This window comes from Brevibacillus sp. BD137, from assembly GCF_041644655.1.
GTDB classification, from domain to species: Bacteria; Bacillota; Bacilli; order Brevibacillales; family Brevibacillaceae; genus Brevibacillus; species Brevibacillus brevis_D.
In genome coordinates this window covers 189,794-203,801 of sequence record NZ_JAOTNO010000008.1, presented here as the reverse complement: position 1 = coordinate 203,801, position 14,008 = coordinate 189,794, and the positions used below count along the sequence as shown (strand labels likewise).

At 48.6% G+C, this 14,008-nt stretch carries 12 protein-coding genes; 10 read left to right on the top strand and 2 right to left on the bottom strand.

Annotated elements, in window-relative coordinates; translation table 11 throughout:
- The first annotated feature begins 100 nt into the window (after nucleotides 1-100).
- The 5 genes from ODZ53_RS18745 to ODZ53_RS18725 all read left to right on the top strand — a co-directional run bounded on the left by ODZ53_RS18745 (nucleotide 101) and on the right by ODZ53_RS18725 (nucleotide 8,684).
- Nucleotides 101-2,632, top strand: a complete 2,532-nt coding sequence (locus tag ODZ53_RS18745; RefSeq protein WP_372679065.1) for an NEW3 domain-containing protein — start codon at nucleotides 101-103, stop codon at nucleotides 2,630-2,632.
- A 110-nt stretch (nucleotides 2,633-2,742) separates the two neighbouring features.
- The gene (argH, locus tag ODZ53_RS18740) at nucleotides 2,743-4,251 is read left to right on the top strand and encodes an argininosuccinate lyase (protein ID WP_372679063.1); all 1,509 of its coding nucleotides are present in this window, start codon (nucleotides 2,743-2,745) and stop codon (nucleotides 4,249-4,251) included.
- Nucleotides 4,251-5,267 carry an N-acetylglucosamine kinase gene (locus tag ODZ53_RS18735; protein WP_372679061.1) on the top strand — a complete coding sequence of 339 codons (1,017 nt, stop codon included), beginning with the start codon at nucleotides 4,251-4,253 and terminating at the stop codon, nucleotides 5,265-5,267. The genes argH and ODZ53_RS18735 overlap by 1 nt, the downstream gene beginning before the upstream one ends.
- Before the next feature lie 10 nt (nucleotides 5,268-5,277).
- Nucleotides 5,278-6,015, top strand: coding sequence for a PIG-L deacetylase family protein (locus tag ODZ53_RS18730; protein ID WP_372679059.1), 738 nt, complete (start codon nucleotides 5,278-5,280; stop codon nucleotides 6,013-6,015).
- Nucleotides 6,016-6,158: 143 nt separating this feature from the next.
- Nucleotides 6,159-8,684 (top strand): SEL1-like repeat protein, encoded by a 2,526-nt coding sequence (locus tag ODZ53_RS18725; RefSeq protein ID WP_372679057.1) that lies wholly within the window; start codon nucleotides 6,159-6,161, stop codon nucleotides 8,682-8,684.
- A gap of 60 nt (nucleotides 8,685-8,744) precedes the next feature.
- Here the strand turns inward: ODZ53_RS18725 and ODZ53_RS18720 are convergent, their stop codons facing one another.
- Nucleotides 8,745-9,125 (bottom strand): RidA family protein, encoded by a 381-nt coding sequence (locus ODZ53_RS18720; protein WP_372679055.1) that lies wholly within the window; start codon nucleotides 9,123-9,125, stop codon nucleotides 8,745-8,747.
- Between the two features lie 67 nt (nucleotides 9,126-9,192).
- On the opposite strand from ODZ53_RS18720, the gene ODZ53_RS18715 reads away from it, so the two are divergent.
- The 4 genes from ODZ53_RS18715 (at nucleotide 9,193) to ODZ53_RS18700 (ending at nucleotide 11,373) form a co-directional block, all read left to right on the top strand.
- Nucleotides 9,193-9,453 carry a hypothetical protein gene (locus tag ODZ53_RS18715; RefSeq protein ID WP_372679053.1) on the top strand — a complete coding sequence of 87 codons (261 nt, stop codon included), beginning with the start codon at nucleotides 9,193-9,195 and terminating at the stop codon, nucleotides 9,451-9,453.
- Nucleotides 9,454-9,518: 65 nt separating this feature from the next.
- Nucleotides 9,519-10,076, top strand: coding sequence for a nitroreductase family protein (locus tag ODZ53_RS18710; protein ID WP_064202701.1), 558 nt, complete (start codon nucleotides 9,519-9,521; stop codon nucleotides 10,074-10,076).
- A gap of 28 nt (nucleotides 10,077-10,104) precedes the next feature.
- Entirely contained in the window at nucleotides 10,105-10,392 is a 288-nt protein-coding gene (locus ODZ53_RS18705; protein WP_199928384.1) for a barstar family protein, read from the top strand.
- Nucleotides 10,393-10,758: 366 nt separating this feature from the next.
- Nucleotides 10,759-11,373 (top strand): PH domain-containing protein, encoded by a 615-nt coding sequence (locus ODZ53_RS18700; RefSeq protein WP_372679050.1) that lies wholly within the window; start codon nucleotides 10,759-10,761, stop codon nucleotides 11,371-11,373.
- 113 nt (nucleotides 11,374-11,486) lie between these two features.
- On the opposite strand, the gene ODZ53_RS18695 is transcribed toward ODZ53_RS18700, so the two are convergent.
- Nucleotides 11,487-13,181: a PucR family transcriptional regulator gene (locus tag ODZ53_RS18695; RefSeq protein ID WP_016743222.1), complete on the bottom strand. Its 1,695-nt coding sequence runs from the start codon at nucleotides 13,179-13,181 to the stop codon at nucleotides 11,487-11,489.
- A gap of 214 nt (nucleotides 13,182-13,395) precedes the next feature.
- Between ODZ53_RS18695 and ODZ53_RS18690 the strand changes: the two genes are divergently transcribed.
- Nucleotides 13,396-14,004, top strand: a complete 609-nt coding sequence (locus ODZ53_RS18690) for an ankyrin repeat domain-containing protein (protein ID WP_064202704.1) — start codon at nucleotides 13,396-13,398, stop codon at nucleotides 14,002-14,004.
- The last annotated feature ends 4 nt before the right edge of the window (nucleotides 14,005-14,008 follow it).

The following is a 14,008-nucleotide window of genomic DNA, read 5'->3' as shown; positions in this document are numbered from 1 at the left end:
AACCGTGGGTCGATCCATGGCTACATCAATGAAATGCAAACGTACAGACCGCCATGATTGATATAGACATCAATCTGAAAATGGAATGGAGGAACGTTCATTGAGTAAGGGGAAACTTGCCAAGCTGTACACGATTACGACTGCTGCGGTGCTGGCCACGAGTCTGATTATGCCGGTAGCACCCGAGACCGCCCATGCAGACCGCGGGGTTGTCGACCTGTGGAAAGCCATCAAGCCGCTCACCACGATTGCCAGTGCGATGAACACTGGAGCACATCCGGACGATGAGCACAGTTCAATGCTCGCGTACTTGTCGCTTGGCAAAGGGGTGGACACATCCAGTGTCATTGCGAACCGAGGCGAGGGAGGACAGAACGAGATAGGCAGCGAGCTGGGTAATGCGCTGGGGATCATTCGTACCCGCGAATTGCAGGAAGCTTCCAAAATCACGAACATCCATCTGGAGAACCTCAGTGAAAAAATCGATGACCCTATTTTTGACTTCGGCTTTTCCAAAAGCCCGGATGAAACCTTGCAAAAATGGGGCGAGGATGTCGCGTATGAAAAGCTCATCCGTCGTATCCGGACACTGAGACCCGATGTCGTGATTCCCGCATTTTTGAACGAACCTTCGACTCACGGCCATCATCGCGCCATTAATGTTATTACGGTGCGGGCATTCAAGGATGCCGCAGATCCAAACGTTTTTCCACAGCATGCAAAGGAAGGCTTGGCTCCTTGGCAGGTGAAGAAGCTGTATCTGCCTGCAAAGGAGCAGGATTACTCGGTCAAGGTGCCTGTTGGCGACTATGACGAAATTTATGGTGCCTCTTACGTCCAACTCGGCGAAGAATCCCGTTTCATGCATAAGAGCCAGGGCATGGGACGTCACTATGACGAAGGGCCAAGCTTCAATTATTACAAGCTCGATCAATCCATCGTAGAGACAAAAGACAAGGAAGCAGACTTTTTTGAGGGAATTGCCTATTCATTTGACGATTTAGCCAAGGACGTTGCCAGCCAGTCTGGCGGGGAAAAAGTCGCGGGTGAACTGAAAAAGCTGCAAAAGGATGCCGCAGAGGTCATTGCTGCGTACCCAAGCTTTGCGTCAGTAGCCAAGGAAGCGCATGAGATGCTGGCGGATGTAGAAAAAGCGACGGCAGTAGTCGAAGCCTCCTCCCTGGCAACTGAGACGAAAACAGACTTGCGCCATCGTTTGGGAGTGAAGAAATCCCAGCTGAACAAAGCTAGTGCTGAAGCGCTCTCGCTCGTAACCAAAGTAAAGCCTGAGACAACTGAACTGGTAGCAGGCCAAACGACGAAAGTAACGGTCACGGCTTACAACGGCGGCCAAGCAAAAGTCGGGAAGATCAATCTCGCGCTGAACGTACCAAAAGGCTGGCAAGCCAAGCCGCAATCGACCACCAGCTTTTCATCACTCGGCTACAATCAGACGGTGAAGACTACCTTTGATGTCACAGTTCCTTCTGATGCTGCTCTGTTCCAACCGTATGCCGCTCCTGCCATTACAGCAGATGTCAGCTACAGCTTTGCAGGCTCGACGGCGAATAGCCATGTGACACCAGCAGATGCCATTGCAGTTCTTCCATCTTTTTCTATGGTGCTGAGTCCAAATGCGACGGTTTTGAATACGCAGAAGCCAGAGGAGCCAATCCCGGTCAAGGTTACAGTGAAAAACTACAATCCAGGTGCAGCGAAAACAACCATCTCTCTCGATGTACCAAAAGGCTGGAGCGTGGAGCCACAAGCAGCACCGCTCGCCTTTGAGGCCAAGGGAGAAACGAAGTCTGTTGCCTTTACAGTCAAAGCAGACGCTTCGGTCCAACCGGATAAGTATACGGTGACAGCCGTAGCGTCAGGCAGTGGAAAAGAGAGCCGACAAGGGGCCCAGGTCATCCGTTACCCGCATATCGGCACGACTTACTTTGTCCAACCAGCGACGCTTGCCATCCAGGCATTTGACCTGAAGGTGCCGGAAGGATTAAAGGTCGGTTACGTATCCAGTGGCTTTGACAATATCGATCAGTATTTGTCCCAGTTGGGAGTCAATGTGACCAATCTGTCGGCAAAAGACATTGAGTCTGGCGATCTGGATCAATACGATACGATCGTGCTGGGCATTCGCGCTTATGGTTTCCGACCTGAGCTGATTCCTTCGAATGCACGCTTGCTCAAATACGTGGAAAACGGCGGTAATCTGGTCGTGCAATACCACAAGCCAGAGGATAAATGGAAGCCGGAGCTGGCTCCTTATCCGATCAAAATCGGTGCTCCGCTGATTCAATGGCGTGTCACAGACGAAACCTCCAAAGTGACAGTATTGGCGCCTGATCATGCTTTGTTTCACTCGCCAAACAAAATCACGGAGAAAGATTGGGATAACTGGATTCAGGATCGTTCCGCTTACAATCCATCCGAGTGGGGCAAGGAATACACCGAGCTAATCTCGAATGGCGACGAAGGCGAGAAGGAATTTACGGGTACGTACCTCACTGCCAAGTATGGAAAAGGAACATATACCTACAGCTCGCTTGTGTGGTATCGCGAAATTCCGTCACTCGTACCAGGTGCGATCCGATTGTTTGTCAACATGATCAGCCCACAGCAGTAATCATAGTAGAAGGGAAGGCGATCGTTCAGGCGGTCGCCTCCCTCCCAAAAGAAGATCAGACGCAAAAAAAGAAGCAGCTTACGAATGGGTAGGAAGGAGATGCAAGAAAAATGAATTACAGAGAGCGAATTTTTCAACAGGAGGGAGCCAGTTTCCCTGGCAAGACATACGTGGAGGCGGTTTTGGAGCCTGCATTCAATGAAGCAAAGCACCATTTATTGCATCCGATGATGGCGATCAACAAGGCACATTTGATCATGCTTCGTGAACAAGAATTGCTCACAGACGATGAGGCCAAAAGAATTGCTGGTGCACTGTGTGGAATCGAAATGGAAGAGCTGCGCCAATCGCATTACACCGGGCAGTTTGAAGATTTGTTCTTTCAGGTAGAGAGCCGTTTGCTGGAACTGGCTCCTGATGTGGCAGGAAATCTGCATCTCGCTCGCAGCCGCAACGATATGGGGATTACCATATACCGCATGGTGCTGCGCGAAAAATTGTTGGTGACCTTGACTTCTGCCCTCTATCTGAAAGAGCATTTGCTCCTCTTTGCAAATGAGCATGTGGATACGATTATGATTGGCTACACACATACACAGCAGGCTCAGCCAACGACAATGGCGCATTACATCATGGCGGCTACTGACATGCTCAGCCGTGATATCAAGCGACTGATCCAAGCCTATCACACGGTCAATCGCTCACCCATGGGGGCAGCGGCATTAACGACTTCTGGCTTTGCGATCAGCCGGGAGCGGATGCGCGAATTGCTCGGATTTGATGAGTTGGTGGAAAATTCTTATGATGCAGTCTGCGGCGCGGATTATTTAGGGGAAGTAGCGACAGCTGTACAATTAGCAGCGATTAATTTGGGGCGTACGGTTCAAGATATGCTGCTCTGGTGCACACAGGAATTCGCGGGGTTAAAAGTCGCAAGTCCGTACGTACAGATCAGCTCCATCATGCCGCAAAAGCGCAATCCGGTTTCCTTTGAACATATGCGCTCGCTGTTGTCCAGTGCGGCAGGCAATGCGACGACAGTGCTTACGATGATGCACAATACGCCTTTTGGCGATATCGTGGATACCGAGGATGACATGCAGCCATACGCGTGGCGGAGCATGGGAGTGCTCGAGCAGATGTATCGCTTGATGGCGAGCGTTGTGGGGACGATGGAAGTGAACAAGGACGTTCTCTTGGAGCGGGCAAAGGGCAGCTTTGCGACCGTCACCGAGCTCGCGGATACATTGGTTCGCACGGATCAGCTTTCGTTCCGCAAATCTCATCACATCGTGAGTCGTGTGGTAAAAGAATCGATGAGCGAGCAGCTCGCTGCAAACCAAATCAGCTTGGAACTGGTAAACCGTGCAGCTATAGAAGTAATCGGGCGGGAGCTGTCGCTCACAGCAGAAGAGCTCAGACTGGCGCTTGACCCGGTTCATTTCGTAATGATCCGCAAGCTTCCTGGTGGACCAAATCCAGAGGAAATGAAGCGCATGATCGCCGTTCGCCAAGCGGTACTCCAGCAGGAAACAGAATGGCTGACACAGAAAAAGCAGGCGAATGCGAATGTGATGAAAGGGCTTGATCAGATGACAGCTGAATGGAGTGTGGGGTAATGGCAGTGGTGCGAATACCTCTTCTGGCAGTGGACGGAGGGGGCACCAAGTGTCTGGCGGTACTGGTGGACCGCTCCAGAAATGAAATCGGTGCAGGACGCTCCGGTTCATGCAATTATCAAGGGATCGGGGAGGGAGCGGCAGCTCGTGAGTTGGTTGCAGCGATCAGCCAAGCTTTGGACGATGCGGTAACTCGTCAAACAGTTGCCCCTTTAGTGAACGGCACTCCGACCCCGGATGGACCCATTGAATGGGAAATCGAGTGCGCGGTGTTCGGAATCGCTGGCCTGGACACAGAGTATGATCGACAGGTGATCTCGCGGATGGTGAGCAAGGTACTGCACCAGCTCGGTATTCGTGTCCAGCAGCTAATTGTGGAAAACGACGGGTTTGCGGCCTTGCTCGGTGCGACCGGAGGCAACCCCGGCATTCTGGTCATCGCAGGCACTGGCTCGATTGCCTTTGGTGTAAACGATGAACAGGAAATGGCGCGAGCAGGAGGCTGGGGACATCGGGTCGGTGACGAGGGCAGCGGCTACTGGATCGGCAAGCAAGCGATTATGGCGGTATTAAAAGCAGCAGATGGCCGCGGCGAGCCGACCGTGTTGAAGGAGCTGCTCCTCCCGCACGTTGGACTGGGACGCGTAGATGAGTTGTTTAACTGGACGTACAGTGAGCATTATTCCGTCGAGAAGGTAGGAGAGCTGTCGCCGTTAGTCAGCCAGGCTGCACTCGCAGGAGATAAGGTGGCAGTAGCTATTTTACAGGTCGCAGGCGAAGAGCTTTTCAATGCTACTCGGGCGGTCATTGATACGTTGCAAATGAAAGCCAAGCCGTTTCAGATGATTATGCAGGGAGGCGTTTTGCAAAACGATGATCGCGTGCGCGAGATCGTCGTAGAGCACGTCCGAGAGTACGCTTCTCAGGTCGTCATCGAAAATGCGCAAAACGATCCGATTTACGGTGTCATAGCAAAAGGATTGGCTTATCTAGAACGCCAATCGGACGGCAAGTGAGGTGCCAGAAATGAAAAAAGTAATGGTTGTTTTCCCCCATCCGGACGATGAGTCTTTTGCCTGCGGAGGAACGTTGGCGAAGTGCAAGGACGCCGGACATGAAACGTGTTATTTGTGCATTACCTCCGGCTGCAAAGGACGCAGCGGTCCATTCGATATCGATTGTAGAGAAAAGCTGGCAAAACATCGAGAGCTAGAGCTGAAAACAGCGGCAGAAGTGCTGGGAATCAGTCGTCTCGACTTGTTTCGGTACCCGGATGGTTCTTTGCAAAATGCCGATCTGGATGAGCTGGTGGGTAAGATTCGGGAAGCGATCGAGGAATGGAAGCCGAATGTCGTCGTTACGTTTCCGCCGGACGGGGTAACGGGCCATCCCGATCATATCGTCACGTGCGAGGCAACGACCCGAGCCGTCAAACAAGCGGAAGCGAGCTTGACGCAGGCAGAATATCCTGATCTGTACTATGTTTCGATCCCACACTACTACGATCATTGCCCGGATCATGGTCCAAAGCCAGCGGTTCCGATTACAGGCAAGGTCGATATTTCGGGCTATCGGATACAAAAAGGAGAGGCGCTGAAGGCTCACTTAAGTCAGGAGTATTCCGTGAATCGCGCTTATCCGGGTGTGATCGATGGGGATTTTGGTGTCATTGGCTGCTATGAGTACTTTACATTGGTGCGGTCGGCGGGCAAGGCGATTGAGCCGGTTAGTGTGGGTGGGAGTATTCCTCTCATTGACCTGTAATCTGAAAAGTAGAAAGGGCTGACCAGCATGATTTTTGCTAGTCAGCCTTTTTCATTGGATAGCCCATCAGTCGGATTGTTTTGCCCTGCTAGATTTGCTTACAATGTGGTAAGAAGCAATTGGAAATCAAAGGGAGAGAAGACATGTCACACAGAGTCTATGTTTATAACGTCAGTGAGCCTTCTCAAGCGCAAGACAACGACACGATGATGGTGGAATGGGGCTATGAGGTCCCCCTACTCTTGCAGCCGCTCTTCATAGAAGGTGGTATAATCGCCGGAAACAATTACAACAACCATACCGAACCGGACAATTCCGGACTATATTACGAGGCGCAGGCAGGCATCGAAAACGTGAAGCGATTCTACGATTTCCTGGAGAGACAGGAAGGGTTAATCGGTAACAAAGAAGCATTTTCGGAAGCGAGAAATCAGCTTCTTAGCTATCTGGAAAAACGAACGCTTCCGTATTTTCACATCGATGCCTGGGACGTATTCAATATGGATGACATCCCTCATGACGAGCAGGCGGAAACCCTGCGCGCCAATATTGCCCATAACAACGAGATCATGACAAAGGCAATGGACAACGATGACATCTCACTGCTGAACTACTCCGAATTGATGGACGTGAACCCGGGCTTTCGTTCTTTTGCCGAGCTGCTCAATTATGAGGACTACCAATACGGCTGGGGACACATCTGGCAGCCTTATGAAGAACAACCTGATGTGGAGATTTTTGAGGAAGCTGGCTTACTTGGTCTCAAAGACGCAGAGGGAAACGTATTGCTCGCCCCTCAGTTCGATGCCTTTTACGATTTCGCTTCCGAAGATCTCGCCGTGGTTGCCCGAGATGGCAAATACGGCTATGTACATAAATCCGGGAGAATCGTCATTCCATTAGAGTGGGAGGATGCCTACGATTTTGAATACGGCTCTGCTGGTGCCATTGTCAAACGAAACGGTCGATATGGTCTGATCAATCTGGAGGGCCAAACGATTGTCCCTACCCACTATGAAGAGTTAGAACGGCTCAATTACCAAGGATTTCATACGGCAAAGAAAGACGGAAAGTGGGGCGTTCTGGACGAATCTGGTTCTGTAACGATAGATTTTGAGCATGAAGAAGCTTTCAAGTGTGGGGACGGCTTTTACCATACGGCAGTCAAAGGCAGGAAGAATCGGAAAATCTTTAACGAATATTGGAAATACGTCGGGGAATTCCCTCTGGCGGCGGTGGAACAGATCGACGAAGGGCTAATCCTTGTCAAACCACATAAGGATACAAATCATAGCACCTTGTACAAAAAAGATGGCACTGTCGGTGCAACCGGCTTTGATAAATTGAATCGGCAAACCCATTTTCCGAATCTGCTCGTTCTGCGCAAGGGGAAGAAGTACGCCGCTTATGGTAAGCAGCAGGAGAGCCTTTTGCTGCCGTACGAATATGATGAGCTGATTGATTTACAGGTGTATACGGAGGCTGGACAGGGCAATCAGGTGCTGGCGAGAAAAGATGGAAGGCTAGGCGTTTTTCATGGAGATGCCGATCAACCAGCGTGGTTATTCCCCTTAGACGATTATGAGAACATTTTTTGGCTGCATCAGGATGCGTATGCTTTGAAGAGAAATGGATTATGGAGCATTGCCTTATCGCCGAAAAAGCGATGGAGTGATTTCGAATTCGATCTGGTGGTGAAAAAGGCACTGGTCGAGGGTTTTGCTTATGCCTTCAAGGGTTACGACGTTTATTTAGTAAGCGAGTACGGGCTGTCGAGGGCAGATAAAACGCTCGTTTTGGAGGAAGCCTGCGATCGTTATTACAGCTATTATTTTGATGCCGAGGTTCGCAAGCGACTGCTGGACTATGCCAAAGGAGAGCAATCCGATGGTGACAGTGTAGATCAGTACACGCCGGTGGAAACGTTGTACAACATGGGCATGGAAGCGTATGAAGCAGGTGATTATGAGAAAGCCATTCTGTACGATACGCTTGCTGCTGAAAAGGGCTATGCCCCCTCGATGAACAACCTTGCTCATATGTATTACAGTCTGGAAGGCTTCGAGGATGCTGATAAAGCTTTTTACTGGTATGAGTTAGGGGCTGCGGCAGGCAACCACCATGCTATGAATGGATTAGGCTGTTGCTATCGACATGGGATAGGCACGGAGCCTGATGCCGATCAGGCTATGTACTGGATGGGAAAGGCGGCAGAACACGGTCACGCCCTGGCTCACAACAATCTTGGCGCCACCTATTATGACGGGGAGCTGGTGCCGCAAGATTTGGACAAAGCTCTCTGGCATTATGAACAGGGAGAGGTATTAGGCTCTCCAGTTTTTGAATGGCTTGGCTATTTGCATGATTCAAAAGGGAATTATGAAAAGGCGCTGCATTATTATCAGCAGGATTACGAAGCAGGCAGCGATTTCGGTGCCTATAATTTGGGGATTTTCTACAGTAATGGGTATGGTACAGCCAAAAATATCGACGCCGCCATCACTTATTTTCATGCTGCTTTGGAACGAGATTACCCGCATGCACATATCGAACTGGCAAGAATTTACCAGAATGAAGCGCAATATGTGGACGAGCTTCTGGCGAAACATCACCTCGAAGAAGCAGAGAAGGCAGGTCTTGATATCCCTGAGGAGCTCACACAATCGTAGAAAAAGCAAAAAGCGGATCGACAGGAAAAGTCGTCGGTCCGCTTCCAACTAACCAGCATGCTAAACAACGGCTTCCACTTCAATTTCAACGAGCAGACGCGGGTCAATCAATGCCTTGACCTCAACCATCGTAGCGACAGGCCGAATCTCGCGAAAAAACTCTCCGTGTGCTTTTCCGATCTCTTCCCACTTGCTGATATCCGTTACAAACATCCGCGTTCTGACCACATGAGACAAATCAGCATCTAATTCTCGCAATGCTTTTTCAATCGTCTCCAGGATGAACCGCGTTTGTTCATAGGCATCGTCCAAACCAACGACTTCCCCGTCCTTCATGGCAGTAGTGCCAGCCACTTCAATACGGTCGCCGACTCGAATTGCGCGGCAATAACCCACGACAGGTTCCCAAGGAGAACCCGTGAACACTTTCTTTCGATTCATAGTAGAATGCCCCTCTCTTTTCCGCAATAATTGGAATATACTACAAAAAAGAAGGCGAGTGGAGCGGATGATGGATTTTTTTCTCACCCTTTTCTCCAAGTACAAGTGCTTGATCCACACTGCGTTTGGTCATGAAGGATACATCCGCGTGGTAAACAAGCTAAGTGCTCATGGCATTCGTTTTCGCACACGTATTCATTCTCATGCAGTTCGTCATTTAGGGGGAGACATGGGGATGTTGCCCCAAGAACAAGACCATAAGCAGTATGACATCTACGTGGCAAAAGAAGAGGAACAACAAGCACATCTGGCGATTCATTCCCGTTGATGGATACCTATACGATATAATGATTGGGATTAATCAGAAAACGGTACAACCGAGGAGGAACTAGCATGTCCGTACTAGAGGCACTCAAAAGCAGAAGAGCCGTCCGTAACTATATTCCAAAAGAAGTAGAAACAGAAAAAATCCAAGCGCTGCTAGATTGTGCAGTGTTAGCCCCGAACGACCGCTTGCGTCAGCCGTGGCATTTTTATGTGATCAGAGGAGAAGCGAAGTTGCGGTTCGAGGAAATCGCGAAGGAATTTTTGCTGGAGCGTTTTCCGACCAAGCCGAATCTCGTGCAGGATTCCTTGGCCGTCCTGGAAAAAACACCGCTCGTCATTGTCGCAACTGCTGATGTGATCCCAGGGGATGAAGCATCCTCAGAGGATAACGAATACGCGGTTTGCTGCGCGATTCACTCCATGTGGCTGGCAGCGAAGGAACTGGGACTGGGCATGGTTTGGCGCACGAGAGGAGTCGGCTTGGTTCGCGACGAGCGCTTGCTGCAATTCCTCGGATCGCCTGAAAATAAAAAGGTCGTGGGCACGCTGTTCATTGGCTATCCCGAGGCAGATGCTCCTGAGACCAGTCGGGTAGCAGCGGAAGAAAAGACGACCTGGCTGTAAAATGATAGCTTTGGAGACAGCATAAATAATGAAAATCATACAAATTAACGGTGAGGAGTTTACTTCCAGGGATATTTTACACAATATCTTAAGAAGTAAACTAGTAGAGCCTGAGCATTATGACCATACATATTGGGGGAATAATCTCGACTCTTTATTCGAATGTTTAACTGCATGGATTGAATTACCTTTAACAATTGAATGGTTGAATTACGAAAAAAGTGTTGAGCATTTAGAGGAATATGCAGAGAAATTACTCAAAACATTTTCAATTGCGGAGAAAGAAGGAAGAGGATTTAGAGTGGTAATAAAATGACACCCAAGGGATGAAAGTTCATTGAACAGATGCTTTGTTTGTAATTATAATGAACTGCTTGAACCTCCATACGATGGAAGGGGGATATCCTCCGATGAAATATGTCCATGCTGTGGATTTCACTATGGTTATGATGACGATGACGTAACTGATAAGGAGTCTGGTTACAAAGTATGGAGAGATAACTGGATTCGTAATGGATGTATTTGGTTTTCAAAAGGAAGATTTCCTCAAGAAGGTTGGAATCCTGCTGAACAACTGAAAAGCATCTCCAAAAAAGAGTGAACCACTTTGCAACTAAGCCTCCTCATGGACGTATAAATGGTAAAGGTTACACCGTACATATCGAGGGGAGTTGTTTTATTAATGTTTGGAAAGCTTGCGGCAGACGCACTTGGCTTGAGCAATGTGGGAATCGTGGTAAAACCAGCGGATTACGACAAGGTGGACGCTGATGATTACATCATGCACGAGGACCATGAGAAAATTTACTTTTTGATCAAATCAAAGTCCGATGAGTACTGCTTCACCAATCTGGGGTTGGTTCATCTGGATGGAACAAGTGCCACCAGCAAAAAACGCATGCTGCGCCGCTATTCCTACCATACACACCCGATCTCTAATGTGTATCTGGAAACAGCCGGAACTGTCGATTTGGATGTAGAAATCAAGTTCACGATGGGCAATGAGCACTACTCGATCGATGTAAACAAAAAGCATTTGGAGGAATTAAAAGACCTCTACAAAGCACTTGTGAAGATCGCCTCGACTATGCACGATAACGAACTTGCGCTCCAGCATGCAAAAGAAAGCCTTCACGTCGCCCAAAGCACACTAGGTCGTGTAACAGGCCTGCAAGCAGACGTAGCTTCACAATTCAAGTCCATCAATCAATACACTTTCGATTGGCTGGAGGACATCCGATACAAGTATGTCGTGAAAGATTTTGGTAAAGTCTTTGAAAAATATATTCATAACTAAACAGTAGCAACTAAGAGAAAAGAGCCTCTTTAAAGAGGCTCTTTTTGTATTCAAGCGAAATCTTCGGCAAGCCTCCCGACCACTACAGCCTGATGACCAAGCTCTTTCGAGCTTTACTCCTTATGCAAAAGCTTGCCGATCTTGAGCGCCAGCTGGATTTGAAGCATCTCCTCCGAGTTTTTCAAATCCATGTTCAAAATCTCCTTGATTTTCTCGATCCGGTAAATAAACGTATTGCGGTGAATGAACATCGCTTTCGCCGCTTCACTGACGTTTTGATTGTACAGAAAGTAATTGTCCAAGGTCACCATGAGGCTCGTACCGAACTCTTGATCATGCTCGTACAGCTTCCCCAGACGCTTCAAAAAGAAGTCTTCCAGTTCAATGTCCTTAATGTTGGAACCCAGAAAATGATAGACGGAGTAATCATCGAAATGAGAGACGTCGCCCTTGCTGTTGAACTTTTGCATCAGGCGGATCGCTTCATGTGCTTCGGTAAAGCTCTTATGAAGCGAAGCGATGTTTTTATACTGACGTCCGACCCCAATAAAGAACAAGGTTTTCTTGATTTTATCCACGAGAGCGCTGTACAGCTCATTCGCGAATTGCTTGGCTTCACTTGCAGACACCACAGGTTTTTGATCATTCTGTCCGATGAGGATAATGATCCGATTGTTCCGATAAAAGCAGGTGATTTCTCCAGGAGCTTTACTCGAATTGTCATAGACGAGGTCAACACATTTTTTTGCGATCCGATCCAGCTCGTATTTGCGATCGATGATATCCTCCAGATTTTCCAGCTCAATGGGCTCGATATTCATGACCATACAAAAATACATGTAGCTCGATTGCAGTCCGTGCAAATCACATAAGGTTTGCAGCGAGTCAGAGGACGTAATTTTACCTGTGAGCAAGTCATCGAAAAAGTCTTGCCTGATCTTCAGCTTCACTTCCTCGATTTCCCTCGCCTTGATCCGCTCCAGCGCCACGATCGTGGATGCCTGCTCCAACACGATGTAGTCAAATTCGGTAAGCTCCCAAACGGTTTGCCAGACGACGATGTATCCGTAGATGTGATTGGCTACAGCAACGGGTAGAATCCTGCATTTAATTTCATAATCCTTCGCATGGTAGATACGCTTGATCGACTTTTTGATCTGGCTAATATTTCGCGGAACGGACTCCGTGAAGTCACGGGTAAAAACAGGCCTGTTTTTGCTTAAGGTCAGGCAGGAGTCAAGCGGAATCGGATTGTGCCAGATTTCCGTGTAATGAAGCAGATGCCAGTCCTGATCCAGTATAAGGATCGGGTTGTTGATCGTCTCAGACAGCTCGGAGGCGATGCGATCCAGTCCGCCGCCTTCCAGCGCAATGCGAAACAGGGCGTTATGCATATCCAATGTTTTGCGGTTCAACAAATCGTAACGTCCGGAGGCTTTTTCATTAATAATGGCAATCACTTTTGACAGCGTGTATTCAAAAGGCAGAGCCAAAAGCGGGAGTCCGTACTTGTTGGCATGATCAATCATGTTTTGCGGGATTTGATCGAAATAGCGATGCATCTTAATGCAGAGCCCGGAGCAGTTGATCTCCGCCAATTCCTTGATGATTGTATTTTGCAGCTCGGGATTGTCCTTGAAAATATATCCGGTGGAGAGCAGTAATTCATTAGAAGACAGCCAGTCAAAAGCATCCGGGTTCTCCATGATATTGACGATGGAGATGACATTGTTAATGCCTTGCTCTCCCGCGATGATTTTGATACCGTCTATGGATTGAATGGTAAGCAAATCTTTGATGGTCAGCACCTTGTTCACTCCTTTGCCACAAAGGGATTCCTGTAATTGTGCAATGTGCACAAGTGAACCTCAATTTTTTTAGTTTCCATACACAATGACGATTCCATCCACCCTGTCTAAAATAATGATGTAAGTACGTGGTGCTTGTCTAATTGTTTTTTGAAAGCAAGCATCGAGCCAATCTTGGCGGGTTGTTCAATCACGAGATCATGGAGGGCTTACTATGACAGACAAAAGCGTAGTACAAGCATTTCTCGAGGCAGCGGCTGAGGGGAATATCGAAGCACTGAAAAAGCATCTGGAGCAGGGCGTAGATATTAACGCAAGAAACAGACAAAAGCGTACAGCGATTCTGACTGCTGCGATGAACGACAAATTGGAAGCGGTATCGTTTTTGGTAGAAGCGGGTGCAGATGTAGATTTGCAGGATGAGACATGCTTCAACCCGTTCTTGTTCGGTTGCATCAACGGCAAGCTGGAGCTCGTCAAAATGATGATCAAGGCAGGAACAAACCTGGAGCTGTTGACTCGTTTTGGTGGCGTAGGGATTACCCCAGCGTCCGAAAAAGGTCATGTGGATATCGTACGTGAGCTCGTAACGACGACTGATATCAATGTAAACCATACGAACTTTGTGGGCTGGACACCACTCATCGAAGCGATCATCTTAGGTGATGGCGGTGAAAAGCAACAAACGATCATCAAGCTATTGATTGAGCATGGTTGCAATGTGCACATGGTAGATAAATACGGCGTAACACCGCTTGAGCTTGCGAGAAGAAAAGGCTACACCGAGATCGAAAACATCTTGCTGGAAGCAGGAGCAAAGTAAAGCG

Excerpts from the sequence above, each read along its gene's own strand:
- ODZ53_RS18730 (WP_372679059.1), top strand. The coding sequence starts at position 5,278 with ATGAAAAAAGTAATGGTTGTTTTCCCCCATCCGGACGATGAGTCTTTT.
- ODZ53_RS18725 (WP_372679057.1), top strand. The coding sequence starts at position 6,159 with ATGTCACACAGAGTCTATGTTTATAACGTCAGTGAGCCTTCTCAAGCG.
- ODZ53_RS18710 (WP_064202701.1), top strand. The coding sequence starts at position 9,519 with ATGTCCGTACTAGAGGCACTCAAAAGCAGAAGAGCCGTCCGTAACTAT.
- ODZ53_RS18720 (WP_372679055.1), bottom strand. The coding sequence starts at position 9,125 with ATGAATCGAAAGAAAGTGTTCACGGGTTCTCCTTGGGAACCTGTCGTG.
- ODZ53_RS18705 (WP_199928384.1), top strand. The coding sequence starts at position 10,105 with ATGAAAATCATACAAATTAACGGTGAGGAGTTTACTTCCAGGGATATT.
- ODZ53_RS18700 (WP_372679050.1), top strand. The coding sequence starts at position 10,759 with ATGTTTGGAAAGCTTGCGGCAGACGCACTTGGCTTGAGCAATGTGGGA.
- ODZ53_RS18735 (WP_372679061.1), top strand. The coding sequence starts at position 4,251 with ATGGCAGTGGTGCGAATACCTCTTCTGGCAGTGGACGGAGGGGGCACC.
- ODZ53_RS18690 (WP_064202704.1), top strand. The coding sequence starts at position 13,396 with ATGACAGACAAAAGCGTAGTACAAGCATTTCTCGAGGCAGCGGCTGAG.
- ODZ53_RS18715 (WP_372679053.1), top strand. The coding sequence starts at position 9,193 with ATGATGGATTTTTTTCTCACCCTTTTCTCCAAGTACAAGTGCTTGATC.
- argH (WP_372679063.1), top strand. The coding sequence starts at position 2,743 with ATGAATTACAGAGAGCGAATTTTTCAACAGGAGGGAGCCAGTTTCCCT.